The organism is Streptomyces sp. NBC_00464 (genome assembly GCF_036013915.1).
GTDB lineage: Bacteria > Actinomycetota > Actinomycetes > Streptomycetales > Streptomycetaceae > Streptomyces.
In genome coordinates, this window is sequence record NZ_CP107901.1 from 1 (window position 1) to 19556 (window position 19556).

Sequence of the window (19556 nt, forward strand, 5' to 3'; positions counted from 1 at the left end):
CCGGAGGAACGACGCACGCCCCTACGGGGCGTAAAGATGATAAACCCTACGGGTTTATGCAATTCCTCCGGAATTTCAAAATGAATTCCTCCGGAATTCGTGCACTGCCGGAGATTGGTGAGGATTCGTCATGCCCTGTCACAAGAGAGTGGCTGACGTCATGCCTGGCAAAGATAGGGGCAAATGGTGGGGGTTCATGCGGGCTCGCCCCCTGCTGGTCCGGCAGCCTGACGAGTCGTCGGCCCTTGCCGTTCTGAAGGGGGTCACCCCTCTGTCGGCTCTCCATTCTATCTCATCAACTCCCCCGGGCTGCACCCCTCTCAGTCCTCTGGTGCATCAGTTATGCATCGGGGTAGAGACTGGGCAAAACAGTGCTGCCTCGGGACGCTGCGCCCTTCGTGGATGTCGTGAATCAGCGAACCTGCGCAGTGCACCCCTGCTCCCAGTTTTTACAGACGGCGACGCTGGCACCCTCATCCCCCCGACAGGCATGCGGTGCCACCTCAGACTTAGCAAAGCCTGAGCGGGACGCTCAGGCAGTTCTTCACCCCATCGTGTGGGCCGACCTACCTGCGCATTGCTCAGATAGGTCGGCCCACACACCCCGAACGGCATCACCGAACTGCTCCGCATCGGCAGTGGCAAGAACCACGTCGGCTACCACCTGGCCGCCCAACTCGCCCTCCACCAGTACTTCACGGCGAACAGCCGGCCGGTACCCCGCTTCCTCATGCTCGACCAGCCAACCCAGCCCTACTACCCCTCCGACATGGCCAAGGCCCGAGGCCGGCTGGAAAACCTCGCCCTCGACGAAGACCGCGTGACAGTCACCGGCCTCTTCCAGCTCATGCACCAGATCGCCACAGAGCCCTCCCCCACTTCAAGATCAACGTCAGCAAACACACCGACCTGCCACACCCCTGGAACCAGGCACCCCTCCGCTACAACTGGCGCAACGGCGAAAAACTCACCCCCACCACCTAGCTCGACACCAACCCCACCCCATAGCCCCCGCCACCACATACCGGGGACCACCCCTGACGGAACGTGAGGAGAAGAACAGCATCGCCATCGCCTCGAACGAGTCGTTCGACGGCTGGACCAACCTTCACCAACCCCCGCCTCTGCGCGGCCATCGCCGACCGCCTCACCTTCAACGGCACCAACCCCTACCGCCTCGCCAGCCCCCGCGCACGAGCCGAGGGGGCGGGCCAAGGCCGGCTGACCATCCCCACGCCAGTCCCATGGTCAAGTCGCCTCACGGGCGGTGGGCTGCCGACTCAGCGGGTCGCGTCTGGGCTCTGAAGGACCAGGCGTCGGGCTTAGCTCAGTTTGGCCACGCTAGTTGATATTGATGTTGAAGCTGGACACACTGCCGTCCTCAGCGGTCAAGGTGACTGGACCGAATGTGATGATCAAGGTGGAGTTGCTTCCCGGACTCCTGTAATAGCCGGTGGCGTTGGTGACGCGAACAGCCAAGGCCACAAGCTTCGAAACAGCCGTCATATCGGCGTCGATCTTCGGCTGGGCCAAGTGGGGATGTCCCTGAGCTTCTGCCCAGTCCCGAAAGACGCTGGCGTCACGGCTCATGGCGGGGAGGATGCTCTCGTTGGCCCAGGCCCACAGCCAAGAGCCCGAGGCGGAACTGAAGCTGCCGAGGATCTGCGCTGGCGCCGACGCCGTCCTATCGGGGAAAGTCCAGCTGATGATGCCGGTCGTCTGATCGAGATCCCAGCGATCTGCCGAACCCAGCCCCCAAGACATGTGCGCACGAGCCAGCTGGTCGATCATCTCCTCGCCCTGCAGCAGCAACACCCTCAGATCGACCGGCTCCCCAGTCTGACCAGCGCTCTCCGCCACTTTGGCCCGCTTCAACAATCCCATGCCGCGGAGTCTGCCAGAGGCCACTGACCAGTCGACGATGGCCCTCCCACCCGACACTTCCGACGTAATGGGCACGGCGTGACTAAACGACTGAGGGAATACGTGATCGTCGACAGAGTGTCGTCATCTCTCGGGTTCCGGCACACATTCCGTGAAGCGCATACGTTGAGTGACGGCTAACGCGTAGAGAACTGAGCCTCTGCGTCAGAACGGCGGGTCTTCGGCGTATTCGCCTGTCCCGTTGCTCGCCCACCACAGATCGTGATCTGCCATGCGAGTGCGAAGTTCACGGGCGGCGATGTCGTTCGCATTTTCCAGGGTGCTGCTGTCGTGAACCCAAGCATTCAGCGCGTCCAACGCGCGGTCGCGTTTGTATCGGTCTGTGCAGGTGTTGAGCAGGCGGTGGGCGTGGTCAGTCAGCTGGTTCCGGTGCCCGGTGAGGGCGTGGTGCTCGGTGAGGGGGATGGCGGCGACGAGGGCCGCGTTGCGTACCTTCGCGTTGTCATTGGTAAGAAACGGTTGAACGGCGGAGTAGATCACCGGGCGCAGGTCCCGGAAAGCCCGCATGTCGGGGCATGCGTCGAGGAAGCCTTCTCCGAAATGGCGTTCGCCCATGGCGACGCGCTCGTCGTCGGCGTCGTAGGCGGTGTATCCGATCCAGTCCAGTAGCGTCTCGAGAGTGGGGTGGCGCAGTTGGAGGTCGGCCTCGTGAGCGTGTTCACTTGCGGCGGTAACCGGGTGGTTCAGGATGGCCGCCACGTAAAGAGCTACGGGCACGGTGGCTTCGTAGATGCTGTTCTGGTGGGTCACCGCGTCGAGTGCGTCCCTGGCGGCGGCCGCCCGCACGACCGGATCGAGGTCGAGGAGACGCCTAAGCGCGGCCGGCAGGGACTCGCCGGTCCCATACGGAGTGGCGAGCGACGCCCAGTCTGTCCCATCCAAGAGCTCCTGAAAGTGTGGGAGCTCGGGGTGAGGGCCATTCTCCGCCGTTCGGCTGCCGCTGTTGGTCACGGGCCGAGGCTATAGCGTGGGCGATCCTGCGCTGCCTTTGGTCATCCGTAGAGAAGGACGCGCTTTCGTAGGAGATTGAACTCGGCTCGGCCGAACATCTGGCACTTGAGCATCTTGATCCGGTTGACATGTCCTTCGACGACGCCGGAGCTCCAGGGCAGGGTGAGGCCAGCGATGACAGCGTCGCGATCACGGTTGATGCCTGCAGCGAGGCTGGGGAGGTCGTCGCGCCGGACGGCATCGAGCACTGCGGCAGGCGTTCGCCCTGGAGCTCGGTGAGCATCTGACCGAAGGAGCGGGCGTGGCCGGTGAGGGCGTCCATCTCGGAGCTGGACCAGAACGGCCTTGAGCCGAAGGCGTTCCATCTCGGTGAGGATCTCCGGCCGGCGGAGGATCCATCCGGCGACGCCCCGGGGTGACGGTGGCCGGGCAACGGGACCTGGTGAGAGCCGCTTCTGCCGAGAATAGGCGCGAACCCGCTGGTTAGCGGCTCTGATAGCCGAGCGGCACGATCTCCTCCCACCCCCTCCAGGCGTTAGTGCAGCCCTGGTTCCAGCGGTCATCCAGGTAGGGCTTGAACGCGTCGAGTTTGGCTGGCCGGCGCCCTCCGGCTGAGCCCGGATGCCAGCAGTTCATGGACGCTCGCATGGTTCACACGGGTTCGGTCAGCGAAGCGGTGTCCCCTTGGCCAAGGCGATCCGGAGCTGCGTGGAGCAGGCTGTTGAGCTGGTCGGAATCGCCCTCTTCCACGATGGTGGAGCATGAGCACGGTCGGGTCCAGCGCGCCCGTGACGGCGGCGGGCCCGGAGTCAGTTCAAGTGGTTCCGGGCCCGTTCGTCGCGGTGGGGTGGTCAGGCGGCCCAGCCGATGGAGGAGACGTGGGAGTACGCATCCCAGTCGCTGCCGAGGCTGGTGATGATGTCGTCCCAGATGGCGTCGAGTTCCCCGCTGTCGTCCTCGATCCAGGCGTCCACGGCTCGGTCCCAGACTCCGCGGACGCTGACGTTGCGGCTGGGCAGGTCCCGCTGGTGTTTGCGGTCGACACTTGACTGGTCGACGGGGTTGATCTCGATTCGGGTGCCGCGGCCGTTGTTGTTGAGGCGGTGTTTGAGGTCGGTGGCGACGTTGCGGCGGCGCAGGTCCCAGTAGGCGGTGTCGATGCGGGTGAGGTTGGTCTTGTTGGGGGTCTGTTCTTCGGCGAGCCATGCCATGAGGGTGCGGGGGGATACATGGATGCCTGCGCGGTCCATGGCTTCGTAGCCGGCGTCGGTCTTGGTGAGGTAGCGCAGGCGGGCGGCGAGTCCTCGTTCGCTGTCGACCGGTGATGAGATGCCGGTGACCATGTGCTCGATGGCTGCGCCGAGGGCGTCGGCGCCCGGGACGCCGCGGGCGTTGTACAGCCCGAGGTGCATCCAGCGGCCGGCCATCAGCGGGTCGCCTTTCCGATGGTGTATTCACCGGACGCCTTGGCGTCGCCGTGCTTGATCTTCATCTCGGACACGCCGCGGCCTTCGGTGAAGACCTGGCGCCAGTCGCCGGTGACGTGGAGCTCGTCGGTGCCCATCATGCTGATGATGTCGAGGCCTGCCTGGTGGGCCTTGTAGGCCTTGCCCCAGAGGTTGGCGTACGCCTGGCTGTGGATGATGTGCATCCAGTCCGGCCGGACCATCTCGCGGTTGTGGATCGACTCCCCCATTGTGGAGATGAACTTGGAGTACATCGCCTTGATGTACTCCAGGGTGAGGGTGTCGTCCTCGGCAAGCGCGGTCTCGCGTGCGGCGGTGAGGGTTTTGCGTAGGGCGTCGAGGAAGTTCTCCGTTGCCCCGGAGGTCCAGGATTCATGGATGGCCGGGGCTTCGACCAGGCCGTGCTTGGGGCCGGAGAGCCGCTGCAAGAGGCGCAGCGTGGCGTTGGTGACCCACAGGGCGCCGGGTTCGTCGCGGTCGCCGATGGGGTCGGGCAGGTGCGGGTGAACCCACTCCGCGGGGGTGATCAGGTGGACTCCGGAGCGCTTGGGGTCCACGCCGTCGGTGCCGGTGCTGTGTTCCAACTTGCCGATCGGCAGCCAGCACTTGAGGGCGGACAAGTAGGCGGCATTGACGTCGAGGGCGGTGACCTTGGTGTCGCCGGGTGCCCGGAGCGAGTAGTCGGGGTGGCGGAAGCTGGGGCGGGCCTCCCAGATCTGGTCCGGCTCCTTCTTCGAGGGCTTCTTCAGGATGTCGGGCAGCGCGGGATAGGCCGTGAACTGGTAGCGGGCAGTGGCACGCGTCTCGTCGAACAGTCGCATCACGTCGTTGATGGCGCGCTTGACGAGGGCGTTGAGTGCGATGTCGACGTCGCCTGCGGCCTTCTCCAGCTCTTCGTGGACGGCACGGCCGATGAGCCCGGTGGTCTCGTCCTGGGCGCGGGCGGCCGAGCGGGCACGGCGCTGCGGCCGCGTCGGGACGGGTGCCGGAGTCGGTGAGACCGGATTCGGGGCCGGGGTGCTGGGTGCTGTGGTGACGGGCGCTGTGGTGGCAGGCCGGCACATGGCTCCGACGTGCAGCGGGTAGCCCTCGATGGACTGGTGGGTGGTGATGACGCCGCAGCGGATACACGGGCCTGGCTCACCTTCGACGGCCAGTCCGTTGGGGCCGCGCAGGGTTTCGAGCGCGGGGGTGAACGCTTCCGGGGCTGCCGGGGCCGGGGCGGGGGCGGGGGCGGCTGGTGCCGGGGCGGGGTAGATCTCGGCGAGGCCCTTGAGCAGGCGCAGGTACTTCAGGCGGCCGGGCGGCGTTGGTTCGGAGGATCCGGCTTCCCAGTTGGCGACGGTGGTGCGTCCGACGCCTACAGCGGCGGCAACCTGAGCGCGTGACAGGTTTGCCGCCTGGCGCAGTCGCAGGCGTTCGGCGGCGGGCGGCATCCAGGCGGTGAGGCGTGCTTCCTCCAGGAGCGCTTCCACGCTGGCTTCTTCACTCATGCACCCACCTTACAACGATTTAGCTTATTCTGGTGCTAAATTGGACAGTCATTGGACGGATGTTGGCAATTGAGTGGGGGCGGCACTGGCGCCTTCAGTGGAGGAAGGCCGTCCATGGACGCGGGTACTCTCCGGCTTCCGGCAGCATCGGATTACGTTGATCGTGGGGAGTGAGGAGTGGTGGAGTTGAGTGGAATTTCCCTTCGGTCGCATCAGGTTGAGGCCGTTGACTCGATTGTCCGAGGGCTGTCCCTCCCCGCATCGGGGTTCGTTCCTGCCCGGGGCCGACGTGGACAGCTCCGGATGGCGACCGGTTCAGGCAAGACAATCACCGCTGGGGTGGCCGCCCTGCGGATGGTTCCGCACGGGCTCATCGGAATCCTCGTGCCGACGCTGGAACTGCTGACCCAGACGGTCGAGGCGTGGCGGGCGGTAGGACACAAGGGGCCGGCGGTCGCGGTGTGCAGCCTGGGCTCCGATCCGCTGCTGGAAGCGCTCGACGTACGGTGCACGACCAATCCCACCCAGCTTGCGCTGTGGGCCGGAAACGGGCCGATGGCGGTGTTCGCTACGTACGCCAGCCTCTCGCCGCAGGGTCTGGAGGACGACCAGGGCGATGCGTACGGCGCTTTGGCGCCGGGTGTCCTGGAGCGGGCGATGCGTGGGTCGTTCGGTCAGAGGATGGGGCCGTTCGACCTCCTGGTCATTGATGAGGCCCACCGGACATCAGGTGATCTCGGGAAGGCCTGGGCGGCCGTGCACGACCAGGAGCGGATCCCCTCGGTGCGACGCCTGTACATGACGGCCACACCGCGCCTGTGGGAGGCCTCACCGGCCCGCGGTATGACGACGACGGACGCGCAGAGCGCCGCGGAAGCGGTCGGCGGGCGTCTGGTGGCCTCGATGGACGATGTCGAGCTCTACGGGCCCGTGCTGTACGAGTTCGGACTGATGGAAAGCGTCGAGCGCGGCGTCCTGGCCCGTTTCGAGATCGACGTGCTGGAGATCCAGGACCCTGAATCCACGGGAACGGACTCGTCGGCGGAGGAACAGCGGGGGCGGCGCCTGGCCGCGCTGCAGGCGGCGCTGCTCAAGCACGCGGACGCCACTGGTGTCCGGTCGTTCATGACCTTTCACTCCCGCACGCTGGACGCGATGGCCTTCGCCCGCGCCCTGCCGGAGACCGCCGCCGAGCTGTACGAGATGGACCCGCTCACCTACCCGAAGCGGGTGGGCGCGGAGTGGCTGTGCGGTGAGCATCCGGCCGGCCACCGGCGGGAAGTCCTGGGCCGGTTCGCCGACGGCCTGGACGCGGACGGATGGGTGACCGACCTCGGTGTGCTGTGCAGCTGTCGGGTACTCGGCGAAGGCGTCGACATCCGCGGGAAGCGGGGTGTCGGCGGCGTCGTCTTCGCCGACACCCGCAGCTCGCCCGTGGAGATCGTGCAGATCACGGGCCGGGGGCTGCGCCAGGAACCGGGCGAGGGCAAGGTCGCGCGGCTGATCGTGCCCGTTTTCCTCGACCCTGGTGAGAGCCCGGAAGACATGATGGCCTCCGCCAGTTACCGCCCCCTCGTAGCCGTGCTTCAAGGACTCAGGGCACACGACGAACGGGTCATCGAGCGGATGATTCTCCGGACCACCACCGCCCGCGGGCAGGCAGGCACTGTGGTCGGACTGGACCCGCTGCACAGGGACGCCGACGCAACCGCCGCCTACGAGGAAGACCGCCCCCCTACACCGGTCGTCGACGCGGACGAGGACACCGAAGAGCCCGCCTCCAGTAGCGGCACCGGCGCCGAACCCGAGACCGCGCTGCTGCCGAGCATGGCCTCAGTTCCGCTCCTGCGGTTCTCCCTGCCCCGGAACCCCGATGTCATCGCCGCTTTCCTGCGCACCCGTGTCCTGCGCCCCGACTCCGAGATCTGGCTGACCGGTCTGAACGCCCTGCGCCGCTGGGTGGACGAACACGGCAACGCGGACGTCCCCCTCGACGCAACCGCTCCGCAGGGCGGCGAAGGAGGGGACGGGGACTCCTACGCGCTGGGATCCTGGGTCAGCGAGCAGCGGCGCGGTTTCCGTCTCGGAACGCTGAAGGCCTGGCGCACCGAGCTCCTGAACGAACTCGGCATGACCTGGTCGGTCGCGGACGCCCGGTTCCTCAAGAACCTGTCCGCGGCCCGCGCCTACCACGCAGCCCACGGCACCCTCGCCGCCCCGAAGGGCGCCTCGATCCAGGGGTTTGCCGTCGGTCAGTGGCTCGCCAACGTCCGCAAGACCGGCGGCCTGGGCAAGGATCCGGAGCGGGCGGTCGAGCGACGTGCCGCGCTGGAGGCGATCGATCCCGACTGGGACCCGCAGTGGCCCGTCGACTGGCAACGCCACTACGCCGCCGCCCTCGAGCTCCTTGCCGAGGAGAACGGACTCACCGAAGTCCTGCCCGGCGTCACCGTCCACGGCGTCGACGTCGGCAGCTGGATCAACAGGCAACGCGACCCCGCCGTATGGCAGAACCTCACGACCGAACAGCGCGAACGCCTCGAACACCTTGGTCTCCACCCCCGCCCCACAGCGAAGCCGGACACCATGTCGGCCGGGAACACCACCACAGCTTTCGACCGGGGCCTGCAAGCCCTCGCCCAGTGGATCCAACGAGAAGGCCCGGACAGGCCGGTCCCCCGCGCACACCTCGAAGAGATCCTCATCGACGGCCAATCCGAGCCGACACCCGTCAAGCTCGGAGTATGGGTGTCCAACACCCGGGCACGGCGCAACAAGCTCACGGCGCAACAGCACACCGCCCTCACCGAACTCGGCGTGCGCTGGGCCTGACGCGGGCGGCGGCCAGGGCCCGGCTTGGCGGCGCGAGGCGCACATCTGCTCAGCGTCTCCGCCTCAATGGTCGATACGGCGGCCCTCGGATGTTGTACGCGTACAACATCCGAGGGCGGGCCTCCCCCGGACCGTGCATGTTGTACGCGTACAACATCCGGGAGGACTCCCTCAGACCGTCGATGTTGTACGCGTACAACATCGTGAGGCCAGTCCGACGCTTCTCGGACGGAGGGCAAAGCCCTTCAGCGAGCTAGTGCTGTGACTGCATCCGCTGGGCGGACAAGCACGACTGGCAGCCTGATCAGTCGCTGACCTTCAAGGTTGCGTACTTCGCGATTCCCAGTTCGGACAGCACGCCCCGGAGCCGCTCCAGGGCCGCGGTTGCGTCCAAGCCACCCGTGATTTCAAGGTCAAGATGGCAACGGCCCATGCCGCTGCCTGCACCCGTGACCTCGCCGTCGAACTCGAACGCCGTTTCCAACGCCTCCTCGACCTCGTCACGGTCGATCGGCAGCCCCACGAAGACGATCTCCACGAACACCACGGTCCTCCCTCACAACCCGGCAAACCATAGCGGTCACAGCACCAGAAGGGCGTCGATCCGGGACGGTGTCACTGTCCTTGACGAGGAAGCGTCGTTCCCAGTTCGCGTGCTGGCTCGTCTCCGGTGGCCTCTCCCGATGTTGTACGCGTACAACATCGGGAGAGGGAGAGCCTCCCTGATCCGTGAATGTTGTACGCGTACAACATCGGGGTGGACTCCCCCGGGCCGTGTGTCACTTTGCAGCGGGGAGAAACGCTGCCTGACGCGACACTGGAGCGGCTGCCCCGGTCGGTGCGAGTGTGGGCAGTCTCGGTGGCGCGCCGCGAGTACGTGCGCTGCGGGCCGGCCGGCTGGGTGAGGACTCGCCGTGGCCGCGATGCTCTCGTGGAATTGCTCGTGGGCCTGAGGCCGTGACCTCCTTCTCCCCGCTGACCTGAGCGGTGACCGTTGGCCGCTTCAGGATGCTGGTGGTCACCACTGTGGCGACGCCTTCATTGCGGGGGAGCGGATGTTGTACGCGTACAACATCCGCCCGACGCTGCTGATGCGAGGGGGCGGGATGTTGTACGCGTACAACATCCCGCCCCCTCGCACGTGAGCCAAACCTCTTCTATTTGCTGTCCGCCCGCTCCAGCAGCAGTCTCGCCAGCTTCGTCAGCTCCTCCGCAGGCATGTGATCAGCCAGAGCATCGGCAACCTGCTCCACCTGGCCGAACTCGATGACCGCCCGAGCTGCCGGCACAGTGGGATGCCGTTCTGCGCTCTGTATCGGGACCGCGGTCGCCGGTCGGTCCACTGCTTTCACTGCCCGCGATGTCGGGGAGTGCTCGGTCTCGGCGGCTTCAGGAACGGACTGTGCTGCGGGCGTCTCGGTTGCCGGCGTTGCCGGAGCCGGAGAGTCAGCCGTCGGGCCTGTGGATTCCGGGACGGCTGAACTGGGGGAGGGGTGGTCGGGCTGCGCCGGTTCCACGGGGTTCTGCGTGCGGCCCCTTGCCTCTGCGAGCAGGGCGCGTTCGGCTTCCCGCTCAGCGGAGCGTGCTGCCTTCTCGTCCTTCAGGACTTGCAGCAGCTCTGCGGCGGTCATCAGGCCCTGGTGGTCTTTCAAGTGCCGGACGAGGAGGCGTCCGTCACGCTCCGGAAGGTCACCGGAGCTGAGCATCCGCTGAATCTCTTCGGGCAGCTCAAGCAGCGACAGCTGGTGCGTGACCCAGGACCGGTCCTTGCCCAGGTTCTCTGCGGCCCGGGTGCGAGCTCCACGCACCGATTCCTCGGCACAGACCTCGACGAGTTCGTTGATGCCGCGGGCCCGTTCGATGATGTCGAAGTCCGCGCGGTCCAGGTTCTCCTTGAGGAGATGGTTGATGAACGTCTCGCGAGAGGCTGCCAGCTCGTCACGGACAACGAAGTCCAGGGCCTCCAGACCGACCTGAGAGGCACTGCGATAGCGGCGTTCACCGTTGACGAGGATGTGGCCGGCGTCGCCGATGTCGTCCTCGTGCTCCGGCCACAGGTTCAGATACGCGTCGCGGGAGACGGCCACACAGGCGGCAAGCTGCGCCGTGCGCAGTTCCTCACCGAAGCGGGTCAGTTCTTCCTTGGTGCCGAAGTTGCGCCGCGGGTTGAGCGGGGTGGGAGCCACCTCGTTCAGGCGCAGGCGGACGAGTTCGTACGCCGGCACATCGCCTTGCGTGACGGCCTTTGCACGGCCGCGTGCGCTGCGGCCGCGGGGGACGTTCCCGAAGGATGAGCCCGTTCCGAGCCGGTCGGCGGCCTTCATCCGTTCACCGCCATCGCGATGGTGCGCAAGACCTCGGACTGTTCGCAGTCGGGGGCCGACGTGAGCAGCGGCTGCTTCAGTCGGGCTGCCTCGCGCTGTTCCTTGCGTTCGGGAATCACGCCCAGAACGGGCGGATCCCCGATGGCCTTCCAGCTCTCGAGGGAGGAGGTGGCGATGTATCCCTTACGGCTGTCGTACATGTTGACGATGAAACCGATCTTGCTGATCTCTACGTCGAGGTCGGCCGTCAGGTCTTCGATCTGATCGAAAAGCATGTCGTAGGCGTCCGCGGAGGAGTCTTCGGCCAGCACGGGAATCACGACGCCTGAGGCCTCGGGCTCCTCGCCGTCGCGGGTGCGCCCGTAGTACAGGGCGGTGTCCATGGAGTAGCCCAGGCTGGGCGGGCAGTCGATGACGATGTAGTCGAACTCGCTCTCAAGCGGCTCCAGTGCCTTCTCCAGAGCCGTCTCCTTGATGCGCACGTGCCGGGTGGTTGCCAGCTTGGCGTCCAGCAGGAACGCGTCCTTGCAGCCGGGCAGCAGGAACAGACGGCCGCCGAAGCTTCCCTCCTCTATCGGGACGAGCAGCTCGCGGAGCTTGCCCTTTCCTTCACCCAGCATGTGCTTGGCCAGGCTCGGGTTGTCGATGGCCAGCATCGGGTAGCCGAGCTGCTTCGTCAGATGGCACTGGGGGTCGAAGTCGATGAGCAGGACGCGCTGTCCGGCTTCCGCGAGTGCCTCGGCGATTCCGGCAGACGTCGCGGTCTTGCCGACTCCGCCCTTCTGATTGCCGAAGATCAGGCGTCGGGCGCCGGTCGTGCGGGGGACACGGCGGGGGGAGGGGTTGCTGTCGAGCCAGAGCCGGATCGACTGGGCGATGCCTTGGTTGAAGGCGATGCCGCGGTCCTTGCACACGTTCTTGAACTGGCCGTACAGCCCGTTGGGAAGGTAGGTGGCGAACGAGGTTCCGCCGGAGGTGTCGACCTGTGTGCGCGGGGAATCCCCGGTTCTCCAGGCGTGGACGCCTTCGGTGACGGCGTCCTTGATGTCCACACCCAACTCGGCTGCGCGGACCTTGAGTTCTTGGCGTAGGGCTGCCGGCAGCTTCGCAACTACCTTTTCCCGATCATCGGGACTGTAAGGGACGGTCATGCGGGTACCTTACTCACCTCGCAGTCAATGGCAAGGCAACACCCCGCGACAGGGGAAAGCGATCCGTCTCACCGCACCCCAAGCCAACAGCCCTGCCGTCGCCGGTCGCTGACGATCCAGGATGGGCGTCTTCGAATGTTTGTGTGTCGATCACTCATCGCGAGAGTACGAACAGATGAGGCGGCTCACGCGGACGCACCGGATTACTGCCGGACGAGGGGCAGTGGTGCCCCGCCCTTCGATCCGGCGGAGTATGGGCCGGACCACAGGCTCCCGGAGGTGGCGCTGCATTCGGCGGGTGATCCCCGGGGGAGCCGCGGGCCCGGACGAAGGTGTAGGGGGGCAGGCAACTCCCGGCCCGGCCGGCGGCCCGGTTGCCCGCGGTGGGGGAGTGCCGCAGCAGGCCGCGCTCGATGTGCCGGCACCGCGGCCCCCGGAAGGACCCTCCGGGGGCCGGGTTCTCGGTTCGTCCGGCGGGAAGGCTGGACCTCGTCGAAGAGGGCGAGGGCGGGAGCGGTCCAGCCGTCGGCGAGGCCCAGCAGGCTTGACCGCACGGCCGGGGAACCGTCGCCCAACAAGCGCGCGAGGCCGAAGTGGCGAGCGTCGACGTCGTCCGGGGCGGTCTCGGCCAAGGTGACGCCGGTCAGGAGCCGGCAGCTCAGTGGAAGGCCCTGGCGTTCTCCGACACCCATTGCTGGAACGTCCTGGCCGGAGCACCGGTGATCCGGGCAACCGTGTCACGCACCATGAGCAGCTCGTCGTTGACGTCGCCACCCGTCAGGTCCAGCACCGCGTCCGCTGCTTCGGCGCCCAGGAAGTCAGCCATCTGCCGATGGGCTTCCTCCCGGCCGATCGCGGCGAACGGCACTTTCCGCCCCAGTGCTGCCGCGACGGCCCCGACCTGCTGCCGGGCCGTGACCCTCTCCGGACCAGTCAGCGCATACGTCCGCTCGTGGTGGCCGGATTCGGTAAGGGCCATGCGAGCCACCGATGCGATATCCGCAGGGTGGATCGTGGGGAGACCGATGTCCGCATAGGGCACGCGGACCGTTTCGTGCGCACGGATCGCTCCCGCCCACCACAGGGCGTTCGAGGCGAACTGCGTCGGCCGCAGGATCGTCCATGCCATGCCGCTGTCCTGCAGCAGCCGCTCGACGGCCAGGTTCTCCCGGGCGGGGCCCAGGTGCGGATGGGTCTGGACGGTGATGGACGAGACCAGCACTACGTGTTCCACGCCCGCCTGCTGGGCCGCCTCGATGATCTCGGCGTCCGACCCCATGCGTGACACAAGGAACAGCGATCGGGCCCCCTCCAGCGCAGGCTTCAGGGTGGCTGTCTCGGCGAGGTCACCCGTGACGGCTTCGACTCCCTCCGGGAGCGCGGCCCGTGCAATGTCGCGGGTGAGGCCTCTCAGCGGTCCGGCGCCGAGCGCCTGGAGCTCCGTCAAGAGGGCGCTTCCGATATTTCCGGTGGCTCCGGTCACGAGGATCATGAGGTCGTCTCCTGTCGTCAGGCAGTGATCAACATGCGTGACGCTAGGAGCTCAACCAAACTTCAGGTCAAGAGAGTCGGCAGCTCTCGCGAGCCGGTCACGTTCATCGCGCACTTCATGGTGACCACGGTGCCGCTTACCGCTGTGTCCATGCGGGTGTCCAGGCAGGTGTCCACGTCTCGCGGTCGGGGTGGTCCGGGCGGTCGGGCTGTGTGGAGGCGAGGTATGTGCGGAGCGTGGTGAGTGCGGGGTGCGGGTTGTCGCGGCGCCAGATCAGTGAGTGCGGGTAGACGGGCGTCGGGTCGGTCACCGGGATGCGGCGCAGGCCGTGGCCGGCGGGCCAGATGAGGCGGGTGTGCTCGCCCATGAAGGTGGCCAGGGCCGGAGTGTCGGCGATGGTGTCGAGGAGAGCGTCGGAGCCGAAGTTGGGGCCGGTCGCCTCGATGGTGAGGCCGAACTCTGCGACGAGGTCGTCGTAGTAGGCGGCCCACTCGGTGCCGGGCACGATGCCGGGCATCCAGATCCGTTGCCCGGCGAGCTGGGCGACGGTGACCGACCTGGCGTCCGCCAGCGCGTGGGCGGGGCCGGTGAGGAGCTGGAGCGGCTCGTCGAGCACCCGGACGGACTCGATGTCCTCGGGAAGGGGCCGGCCAGGCACGCCGACGGCACGGACGGACGCGTCGATCGAACCGGACCGGACTGCGGCGACGGCCGTCTCGATGTCGAACAGCATCAGCACGTCGAGCTCGATCTCGGGGTGCGCGCGGTGGAAGCCGCGCAGCAGGCCCGCCTGTGCGCCACGTGAAGCGAGCACATCGACGCGCAGCGGGCGGCGGCCGGGACGAACGGAGGCGACCGCGCGCTCGGCGACGCGCAGCAGCTCACGCGCCTGGGGCAGGAACGCCTGCCCGTCGATGGTGAGCTCGGCACCGCGCGCCGTACGGGTGAACAGGCGCACACCGAGGTTCTTCTCCAGCACGGCGATGCGTTTGGAGACGGCCTGCTGGGTGACTGCCAGATCGGCAGCGGCTTCCTGGAACTGGCCCGCGTCCGCGACGGCGACGAAGGTACGTACGGCTTCGAGATCCATGCCGAACCACGTTAGGGCACAACGCATGGTTGTGGGCTGCCGACAAGTCGGTTGTTTGACCTGCTGCAGTACTGCTCGTTTAGCTCTCACCGGTCAACGTCAGTTTGTACGGGTGAGACACAGGGGGCGCTGAACGTGAGGGGCAGGAGACCGTTGGGGCGGCAGTTCGGCTGGCTGTGGACGGCGTATGCGGTGAGCGCCTATGGGTCAGGGCTGGGGTTCGGGGCCTTGCCGCTGATCGCAGTGCTGGTCCTGGACGCCAGTCCTGCCGAGGTGTCCGCGCTGTCGGCTGTGGGGCCCGCGGTGGGCGCGCTGATCGCGGTGCCCCTCGCACCTTGGGTGGAGTTCCGGCGCAAGCGCTCGGTCATGATCGCGATGGACCTGGCCCGGTTCACGGCCATGGCGACGATCCCGGTCGCCTACGCCTTCGGGCTGCTCGGTTTCGTCCAGTTGCTCGTGATCTCGGCCGTCGTTGCCGCGGCCAAGATCGCCTTCAACGCGGCCGGTGGCGCCTATCTCAAGGCCCTCGTCCGGCCGGACGACCTGCTCGTCGCCAATGCGCGGTTCGAGTCCACGAACTGGAGCTCCATCGCTGTCGGACCACCCCTGGGCGGGGTGGCGATCGGCCTGTTCGGGCCGGTCGCCACCGTGGTGGCCGACGGACTCAGTTACCTGCTCTCCGCACTCGGCATCACCGCGATCCGCGGCCGGGAAGAAGTGCCGCAAAGCACCGGCAAGAGCCCGGTCCGGGCGGGCGCCGTCCTTGACGGCTGGCGACACATCCTGGGGCACCCCGTCCTGCGGGCGCTCTATTTCAACCAGATGCTCGTCGCCGGTCTGATCATGGCCACCGAGCCGCTGTTGGCCGTGCTCCTCCTGCGCCAACTAGGTTTTCCGCCCTGGCAGTACGGCCTCGCCTTCGCCGCCCCCTGTCTCGGCGGGCTCATCGGCTCGCGGCTGGCCCGCCGCGTCGTGGCCCGCTACGGCCGGCACTGGGTCTTCCGGACCATCGGCACACTGCGCGCCATCTGGCTGATCGGCCTGGCCTTCGTCGGCCCCGGCGTCGGCGGTCTCGTCACCGTGATGGCGATCGAGCTGTTGATCATCATCAACATGAGCCTGTACACCCCGGTACTCGCCACCTACCGACTCGAACACACCCCCCACCATCTGATCGCCCGCACCCTGTCGGCCTGGTCGGTGGGCCAGCAGGCTGCCATCGCCGTCCTCACCGCGCTCGGTGGGCTGCTCGCCGGTGTCACCGGCCCACGCACCGCTCTCGCAGTCGCGGGACTGCTCATCCTGACCACCCCGCTCCTGCTTCCCCGGCGGGACCGTCCGTCGCAGCCCGCGCCGGAACCGGCGCGCAGCCATTCATGAGGGCTCCAAAACACCACTTTCTTGGGTGAATTGGTCTTTCCGGGCAAGGGACTGAACGGTTGGACCCTTTTCGGTCCCTCTTCAGTCCCTTCGGTAAAAGCGCAGGTCAGCGGGCATATGGAACAGCTTCGAGGGACTGAAGGGACTGAGAAGTCGCAGTTATCAGCGCTTCAGGAATAAGTACTCTTTGTTACGCGCGGGTACATACACACGCACGCATGTCAGAGGGAACAGGGAAGTTCGGTCCCTTCAGTCCCTTCGGTCCCTTGATTTTGTCAGGCGCAAGCTTCTGACCTGCGCTTTTGCCAGAGGGACTGAAGAGGGACCGAAAGGGGCCCAACCGTTCAGTCCCTCCCCGCCGGGCCAGGACCACGAGCGGCCGACACGCCCGGCGTCCTGGCCCGGCTTTTCCCCGCCGCCAGGCCGGACCAGCCCAACTTCCCAGGTGGCAAAGGGACTGAAGGGACCAAGTCCGAAAACAGCCACACCTCCGTGCGAGTGGCTCCTGTAGGCTCTGTCGCAATTGGAAAACTCAGTCCCTTCGGTCCCTTATTCCACAGTGGCAGCGCTGTGACCTGCATGTTTGCCGGAGGGGCTGAGCAAGTTGTTGGCCCTCGGCAAGGACGATCAGCGTGCCGCGTCACAGTGAGACCAGTGGGCCCCGCAGGGCGGGAACCACGAGTCCCTACGCTGTTGCGCGCTGGTGTGCCGGAAACGGCTGGCCCGTCCACCCCCTGGCAGCCGGGCGCAAGACCCCCGCCGGAAACTGCCCGCTGTGCCGCGAGGAACCGCACCAACCGCGGGAATGCCCCTGCCACTCCGCAGGCAGGTGGTGCCACGGCTTCCACGCAGCGACCACGAACCCGGCGCTCCTGGAAGCCTGGTGGGGCAGGCACCCTCACCTGGGAGTCGCAGTGTCCTGCGGCCCGGCAGGCCTCGTCGTCCTCGACATCGATGCCCACAGTGCTGAAGTGCCCGACCGCAGCAGGCTTCTCCCCGGCATCTCCATTCACGAGAGCGTCAACCTGGCAGGCCTCGCCTCCGGGTTCGACACTCTCGCTCTGCTGGCCGCGCTGCGCGGCCAGCAGAGCCCGGCAGACGACGACAGCACCCTTCGTGTACGAACCCCGTCGGGCGGGCTGCACGTCTGGTACCGGACGCCCGACGAAGGGCCGCGCTACCGGTCCTCCGTGGGTTCCAGCCCCAAAGTCGCCCTCGCCTGGCAGGTCGACGTCCGATCCACCGGCGGCTACATCGTCACCCCGGCCACCCGCACGCCCGCCGGGACGTACACCGCCGTCGGCCCCGCCCGGCTTCCCGCGGTCCTCCCCGACTGGCTCGCGGCAGAACTCCGGCGCACCGGACACCCGGTGACCCAGGAATCCGCCCCGGTCCCGCCGCAGAGGCCCAGTTCACACCGACCGGCCGGGCAACGCGCCCACCAGCTTCTGGAAACGCTGCTGGCACAGGTGGAAGCATGCGCAGCAGCCACGGAGGGAACCGCCTTCACCGAAAAGCTGAACCGAGCCGCCTACACCGCCGGGGGCCTGATCGCCACCGGCCACCTCACCGAAACGCAGGCACGCGCCCTGCTGACCACAGCAGCTGATGCCGCACGGCCCCACCGCAGCCGGCACAGCCTCTCCGTCATCGCCTCTGCCCTGTCCGCCGGCGCAAGCCGGCCGCTTCACCTCAAAGGACGCCCATGAGCAGCGCCGACAGCCCACGCTTCGACGCCACTGCCGCAGCGCAGCAGATGCTCGATCTCGAAGTCCAGGCAGAAGCCGAGTCAAGAACCGAGTCGAAGGTCCGGTCCGAGGGCGAGTCAGAAGTCCGGGCAGGCCAGCCGAGCCTGCCCGCCCAGCAGAGCACCTCAGTTGTCTTCGAACAGTCGCCGCCGTCGGGCCGGCTGCCCGCGCTGCTCACGGACCGCGGCAACGCCAAGCTGTTCGCGGTGATGTTCGGTGATCAGTTCCGACACGTCGAGGGCCTGGGCTGGTACCACTGGGACCAGTACCGCTGGAAGCGTACGGGCGGTGAAAAGGCAGCAGTCTGGGCAGCCGGCGACCTGGCCGAGCAGATGCCCGCGAAGGACTCCACCGGCCAGTTCACCGACCGGGAACTCGCCTCCCACCGCCGACGCTCCATGTCGACCCCCGGAATCAAGGCCATGCTCACCCAGGCCAAGGCATCCCCGGCCCTGGCCCTGGACCCCGACGTCCTGGACGGTGATCCCTATGTCCTGTGCACGCCCGCAGGCGTCGTCGATCTCCACACCGGCAACCTCCACAAGCCCGACCCCGAAACGGACATGCACTCCCGGGCCACCAGCGTCGCCCCCGAGACCATGCCCACACCCCGCTGGCACCGCTTCCTCCACGACACCTTCGGCGACGACGCCAAGGGCGAGGAGACCATCCACTTCCTCCACCTGCTGCTCGGCTACTCCGTCACCGGCGACGTCGGCGCCCAGGTCCTGCCCTTCCTCTACGGCACCGGCGCCAACGGCAAGTCCGTCCTGCTGGACGTCATGACCCAGATCCTCGGCGACTACGCCCAGGCCGCCCCGCCCGGCTTCCTGATGGAGAAGGGCAAGTTCTCCGAGCACTCCACCGAACTCACCGAACTGCACGGCCGCCGGATCGTCGTCTGCTCGGAACTCAAACCGAACGACAAGTTCGACGAATCCCGGGTCAAGCTCCTGACCGGCGGCGACCGCATCATGGCCCGTCGCATGCGACAGGACTTCTTCAGCTTCAACCCCACCCACAAGCTCTGGCTGCTGGGCAACCACCGCCCGGAGGTCGGCACCGGTGGCCACGCCTTCTGGCGGCGGATCCGACTGATCCCCTTCGAGCGCGTCGTCCCGGCCATGCGCAAGATCGACAACCTGGCCAAGGAACTCGTACAGAGCGAAGGCCCCGGCATCCTGCAGTGGCTCATCGAAGGAGCCAAGCTCTATCTCGCCACCCGCGACCCCCTGACCGGGCCCGCCACGGTCCGTACCGCCACCGAGGCCTACGCGACCACCGAAGACCACATCGGCCGCTTTCTCGCCGAATGCTGCACCACTGGTGCTCACGAGCGCGGCACCGACCGTCTCCCGGGTGATCTCCGGGTCGAACAAGGCCTGTTGTACGCCTCCTACAGCAGCTGGTGCAGTGCCGGAGAAGGCATCCGGCCCGCCACCGCCCGTGCCTTCGCCACCCGGGTACGCCAGGAACTCTCCCTCGCCTCACCTGCCGACATGATGAAATCCAGCGGCAAGAAGTACTACCCGGGCCTCGGGCTCCTCTCCGACGACGAAACCCGGGTTGACCATGCCTGAGCTGTGCGACGCCTGCCCGCGCGCCGACGGCGCCTATCCTGGACACGGTGCCCCCACCCGGGAACGTGCTCATCACACCCATTGCGGCCCGCAACCGGCCGACGA

15 protein-coding genes and 1 pseudogene are annotated in these 19556 nt (G+C 67.2%); 7 read left to right on the forward strand and 9 right to left on the reverse strand.

Annotated features, from left to right (window positions below; all coding sequences use genetic code 11):
* The first annotated feature begins 664 nt into the window (after nt 1-664).
* Nucleotides 665-1051, forward strand: coding sequence for a DUF3732 domain-containing protein (locus tag OG912_RS39020; RefSeq protein WP_327713915.1), 387 nt, complete (start codon nt 665-667; stop codon nt 1049-1051).
* A pseudogene (locus OG912_RS39025) lies at nt 1038-1182 on the forward strand (ATP-binding protein); the annotation flags it as partial. The gene OG912_RS39020 and the pseudogene OG912_RS39025, both read left to right, overlap by 14 nt.
* Nucleotides 1183-1341: 159 nt before the next feature.
* Here OG912_RS39025 and OG912_RS39030 read toward each other — a convergent pair.
* Together OG912_RS39030 and OG912_RS39035 are read right to left on the reverse strand one after the other, a co-directional pair.
* A complete protein-coding gene (locus OG912_RS39030; protein WP_327713781.1) occupies nt 1342-1884 on the reverse strand; it encodes a DUF6882 domain-containing protein in 543 nt (180 codons plus the stop codon).
* Nucleotides 1885-2088: 204 nt separating this feature from the next.
* The gene (locus OG912_RS39035) at nt 2089-2895 is read right to left on the reverse strand and encodes a hypothetical protein (RefSeq protein WP_327713782.1); all 807 of its coding nucleotides are present in this window, start codon (nt 2893-2895) and stop codon (nt 2089-2091) included.
* Nucleotides 2896-3023: 128 nt separating this feature from the next.
* Here OG912_RS39035 and OG912_RS39045 point away from each other — a divergent pair, with 128 nt between their 5' ends.
* Nucleotides 3024-3182 (forward strand): hypothetical protein, encoded by a 159-nt coding sequence (locus tag OG912_RS39045; protein ID WP_327713925.1) that lies wholly within the window; start codon nt 3024-3026, stop codon nt 3180-3182.
* A gap of 564 nt (nt 3183-3746) precedes the next feature.
* Here the strand turns inward: OG912_RS39045 and OG912_RS39050 are convergent.
* Both OG912_RS39050 and OG912_RS39055 read right to left on the reverse strand, forming a co-directional pair.
* On the reverse strand, nt 3747-4322 hold the full coding sequence (locus OG912_RS39050) for a transcriptional regulator (RefSeq protein WP_327713783.1): 576 nt from the start codon (nt 4320-4322) through the stop codon (nt 3747-3749).
* Entirely contained in the window at nt 4322-5854 is a 1533-nt protein-coding gene (locus OG912_RS39055) for a helix-turn-helix domain-containing protein (RefSeq protein ID WP_327713784.1), read from the reverse strand. Before OG912_RS39055 ends, OG912_RS39050 begins: the two co-directional genes overlap by 1 nt.
* 186 nt (nt 5855-6040) lie before the next feature.
* On the opposite strand from OG912_RS39055, the gene OG912_RS39060 reads away from it, so the two are divergent.
* A complete protein-coding gene (locus OG912_RS39060) occupies nt 6041-8686 on the forward strand; it encodes a DEAD/DEAH box helicase (RefSeq protein ID WP_327713785.1) in 2646 nt (881 codons plus the stop codon).
* Nucleotides 8687-8990: 304 nt separating this feature from the next.
* On the opposite strand, the gene OG912_RS39065 is transcribed toward OG912_RS39060, so the two are convergent.
* The 5 genes from OG912_RS39065 to OG912_RS39090 all read right to left on the reverse strand — a co-directional run bounded on the left by OG912_RS39065 (nt 8991) and on the right by OG912_RS39090 (nt 14743).
* Complete coding sequence (locus tag OG912_RS39065) at nt 8991-9224, reverse strand: hypothetical protein (protein ID WP_327713786.1); 234 nt, start codon at nt 9222-9224, stop codon at nt 8991-8993.
* A 619-nt stretch (nt 9225-9843) separates the two neighbouring features.
* The gene (locus OG912_RS39070; RefSeq protein ID WP_327713787.1) at nt 9844-10911 is read right to left on the reverse strand and encodes a plasmid partitioning protein; all 1068 of its coding nucleotides are present in this window, start codon (nt 10909-10911) and stop codon (nt 9844-9846) included.
* A gap of 95 nt (nt 10912-11006) precedes the next feature.
* A complete protein-coding gene (locus OG912_RS39075) occupies nt 11007-12161 on the reverse strand; it encodes a ParA family protein (RefSeq protein WP_326741033.1) in 1155 nt (384 codons plus the stop codon).
* A 658-nt stretch (nt 12162-12819) separates the two neighbouring features.
* Nucleotides 12820-13653 (reverse strand): NAD(P)H-binding protein, encoded by an 834-nt coding sequence (locus tag OG912_RS39085; protein WP_327713788.1) that lies wholly within the window; start codon nt 13651-13653, stop codon nt 12820-12822.
* Between the two features lie 136 nt (nt 13654-13789).
* Complete coding sequence (locus OG912_RS39090) at nt 13790-14743, reverse strand: LysR family transcriptional regulator (RefSeq protein WP_327713789.1); 954 nt, start codon at nt 14741-14743, stop codon at nt 13790-13792.
* Nucleotides 14744-14878: 135 nt separating this feature from the next.
* On the opposite strand from OG912_RS39090, the gene OG912_RS39095 reads away from it, so the two are divergent.
* The 3 genes from OG912_RS39095 to OG912_RS39105 all read left to right on the forward strand — a co-directional run bounded on the left by OG912_RS39095 (nt 14879) and on the right by OG912_RS39105 (nt 19451).
* Nucleotides 14879-16123, forward strand: a complete 1245-nt coding sequence (locus tag OG912_RS39095; protein ID WP_327713790.1) for an MFS transporter — start codon at nt 14879-14881, stop codon at nt 16121-16123.
* Nucleotides 16124-16755: 632 nt separating this feature from the next.
* The gene (locus OG912_RS39100; protein ID WP_327713791.1) at nt 16756-17832 is read left to right on the forward strand and encodes a bifunctional DNA primase/polymerase; all 1077 of its coding nucleotides are present in this window, start codon (nt 16756-16758) and stop codon (nt 17830-17832) included.
* Complete coding sequence (locus OG912_RS39105; RefSeq protein ID WP_327713792.1) at nt 17829-19451, forward strand: DNA primase family protein; 1623 nt, start codon at nt 17829-17831, stop codon at nt 19449-19451. The genes OG912_RS39100 and OG912_RS39105 overlap by 4 nt, the downstream gene beginning before the upstream one ends.
* Nucleotides 19452-19556: the final 105 nt, after the last annotated feature.

What these genes read in the sequence shown, in the direction of transcription:
- OG912_RS39045 (WP_327713925.1), top strand. Translation starts at nt 3,024, where the DNA reads ATGTCCTTCGACGACGCCGGAGCTCCAGGGCAGGGTGAGGCCAGCGAT.
- OG912_RS39085 (WP_327713788.1), bottom strand. Translation starts at nt 13,653, where the DNA reads ATGATCCTCGTGACCGGAGCCACCGGAAATATCGGAAGCGCCCTCTTG.
- OG912_RS39105 (WP_327713792.1), top strand. Translation starts at nt 17,829, where the DNA reads ATGAGCAGCGCCGACAGCCCACGCTTCGACGCCACTGCCGCAGCGCAG.
- OG912_RS39030 (WP_327713781.1), bottom strand. Translation starts at nt 1,884, where the DNA reads ATGGGATTGTTGAAGCGGGCCAAAGTGGCGGAGAGCGCTGGTCAGACT.
- OG912_RS39050 (WP_327713783.1), bottom strand. Translation starts at nt 4,322, where the DNA reads ATGGCCGGCCGCTGGATGCACCTCGGGCTGTACAACGCCCGCGGCGTC.
- OG912_RS39055 (WP_327713784.1), bottom strand. Translation starts at nt 5,854, where the DNA reads ATGAGTGAAGAAGCCAGCGTGGAAGCGCTCCTGGAGGAAGCACGCCTC.
- OG912_RS39075 (WP_326741033.1), bottom strand. Translation starts at nt 12,161, where the DNA reads ATGACCGTCCCTTACAGTCCCGATGATCGGGAAAAGGTAGTTGCGAAG.
- OG912_RS39090 (WP_327713789.1), bottom strand. Translation starts at nt 14,743, where the DNA reads ATGGATCTCGAAGCCGTACGTACCTTCGTCGCCGTCGCGGACGCGGGC.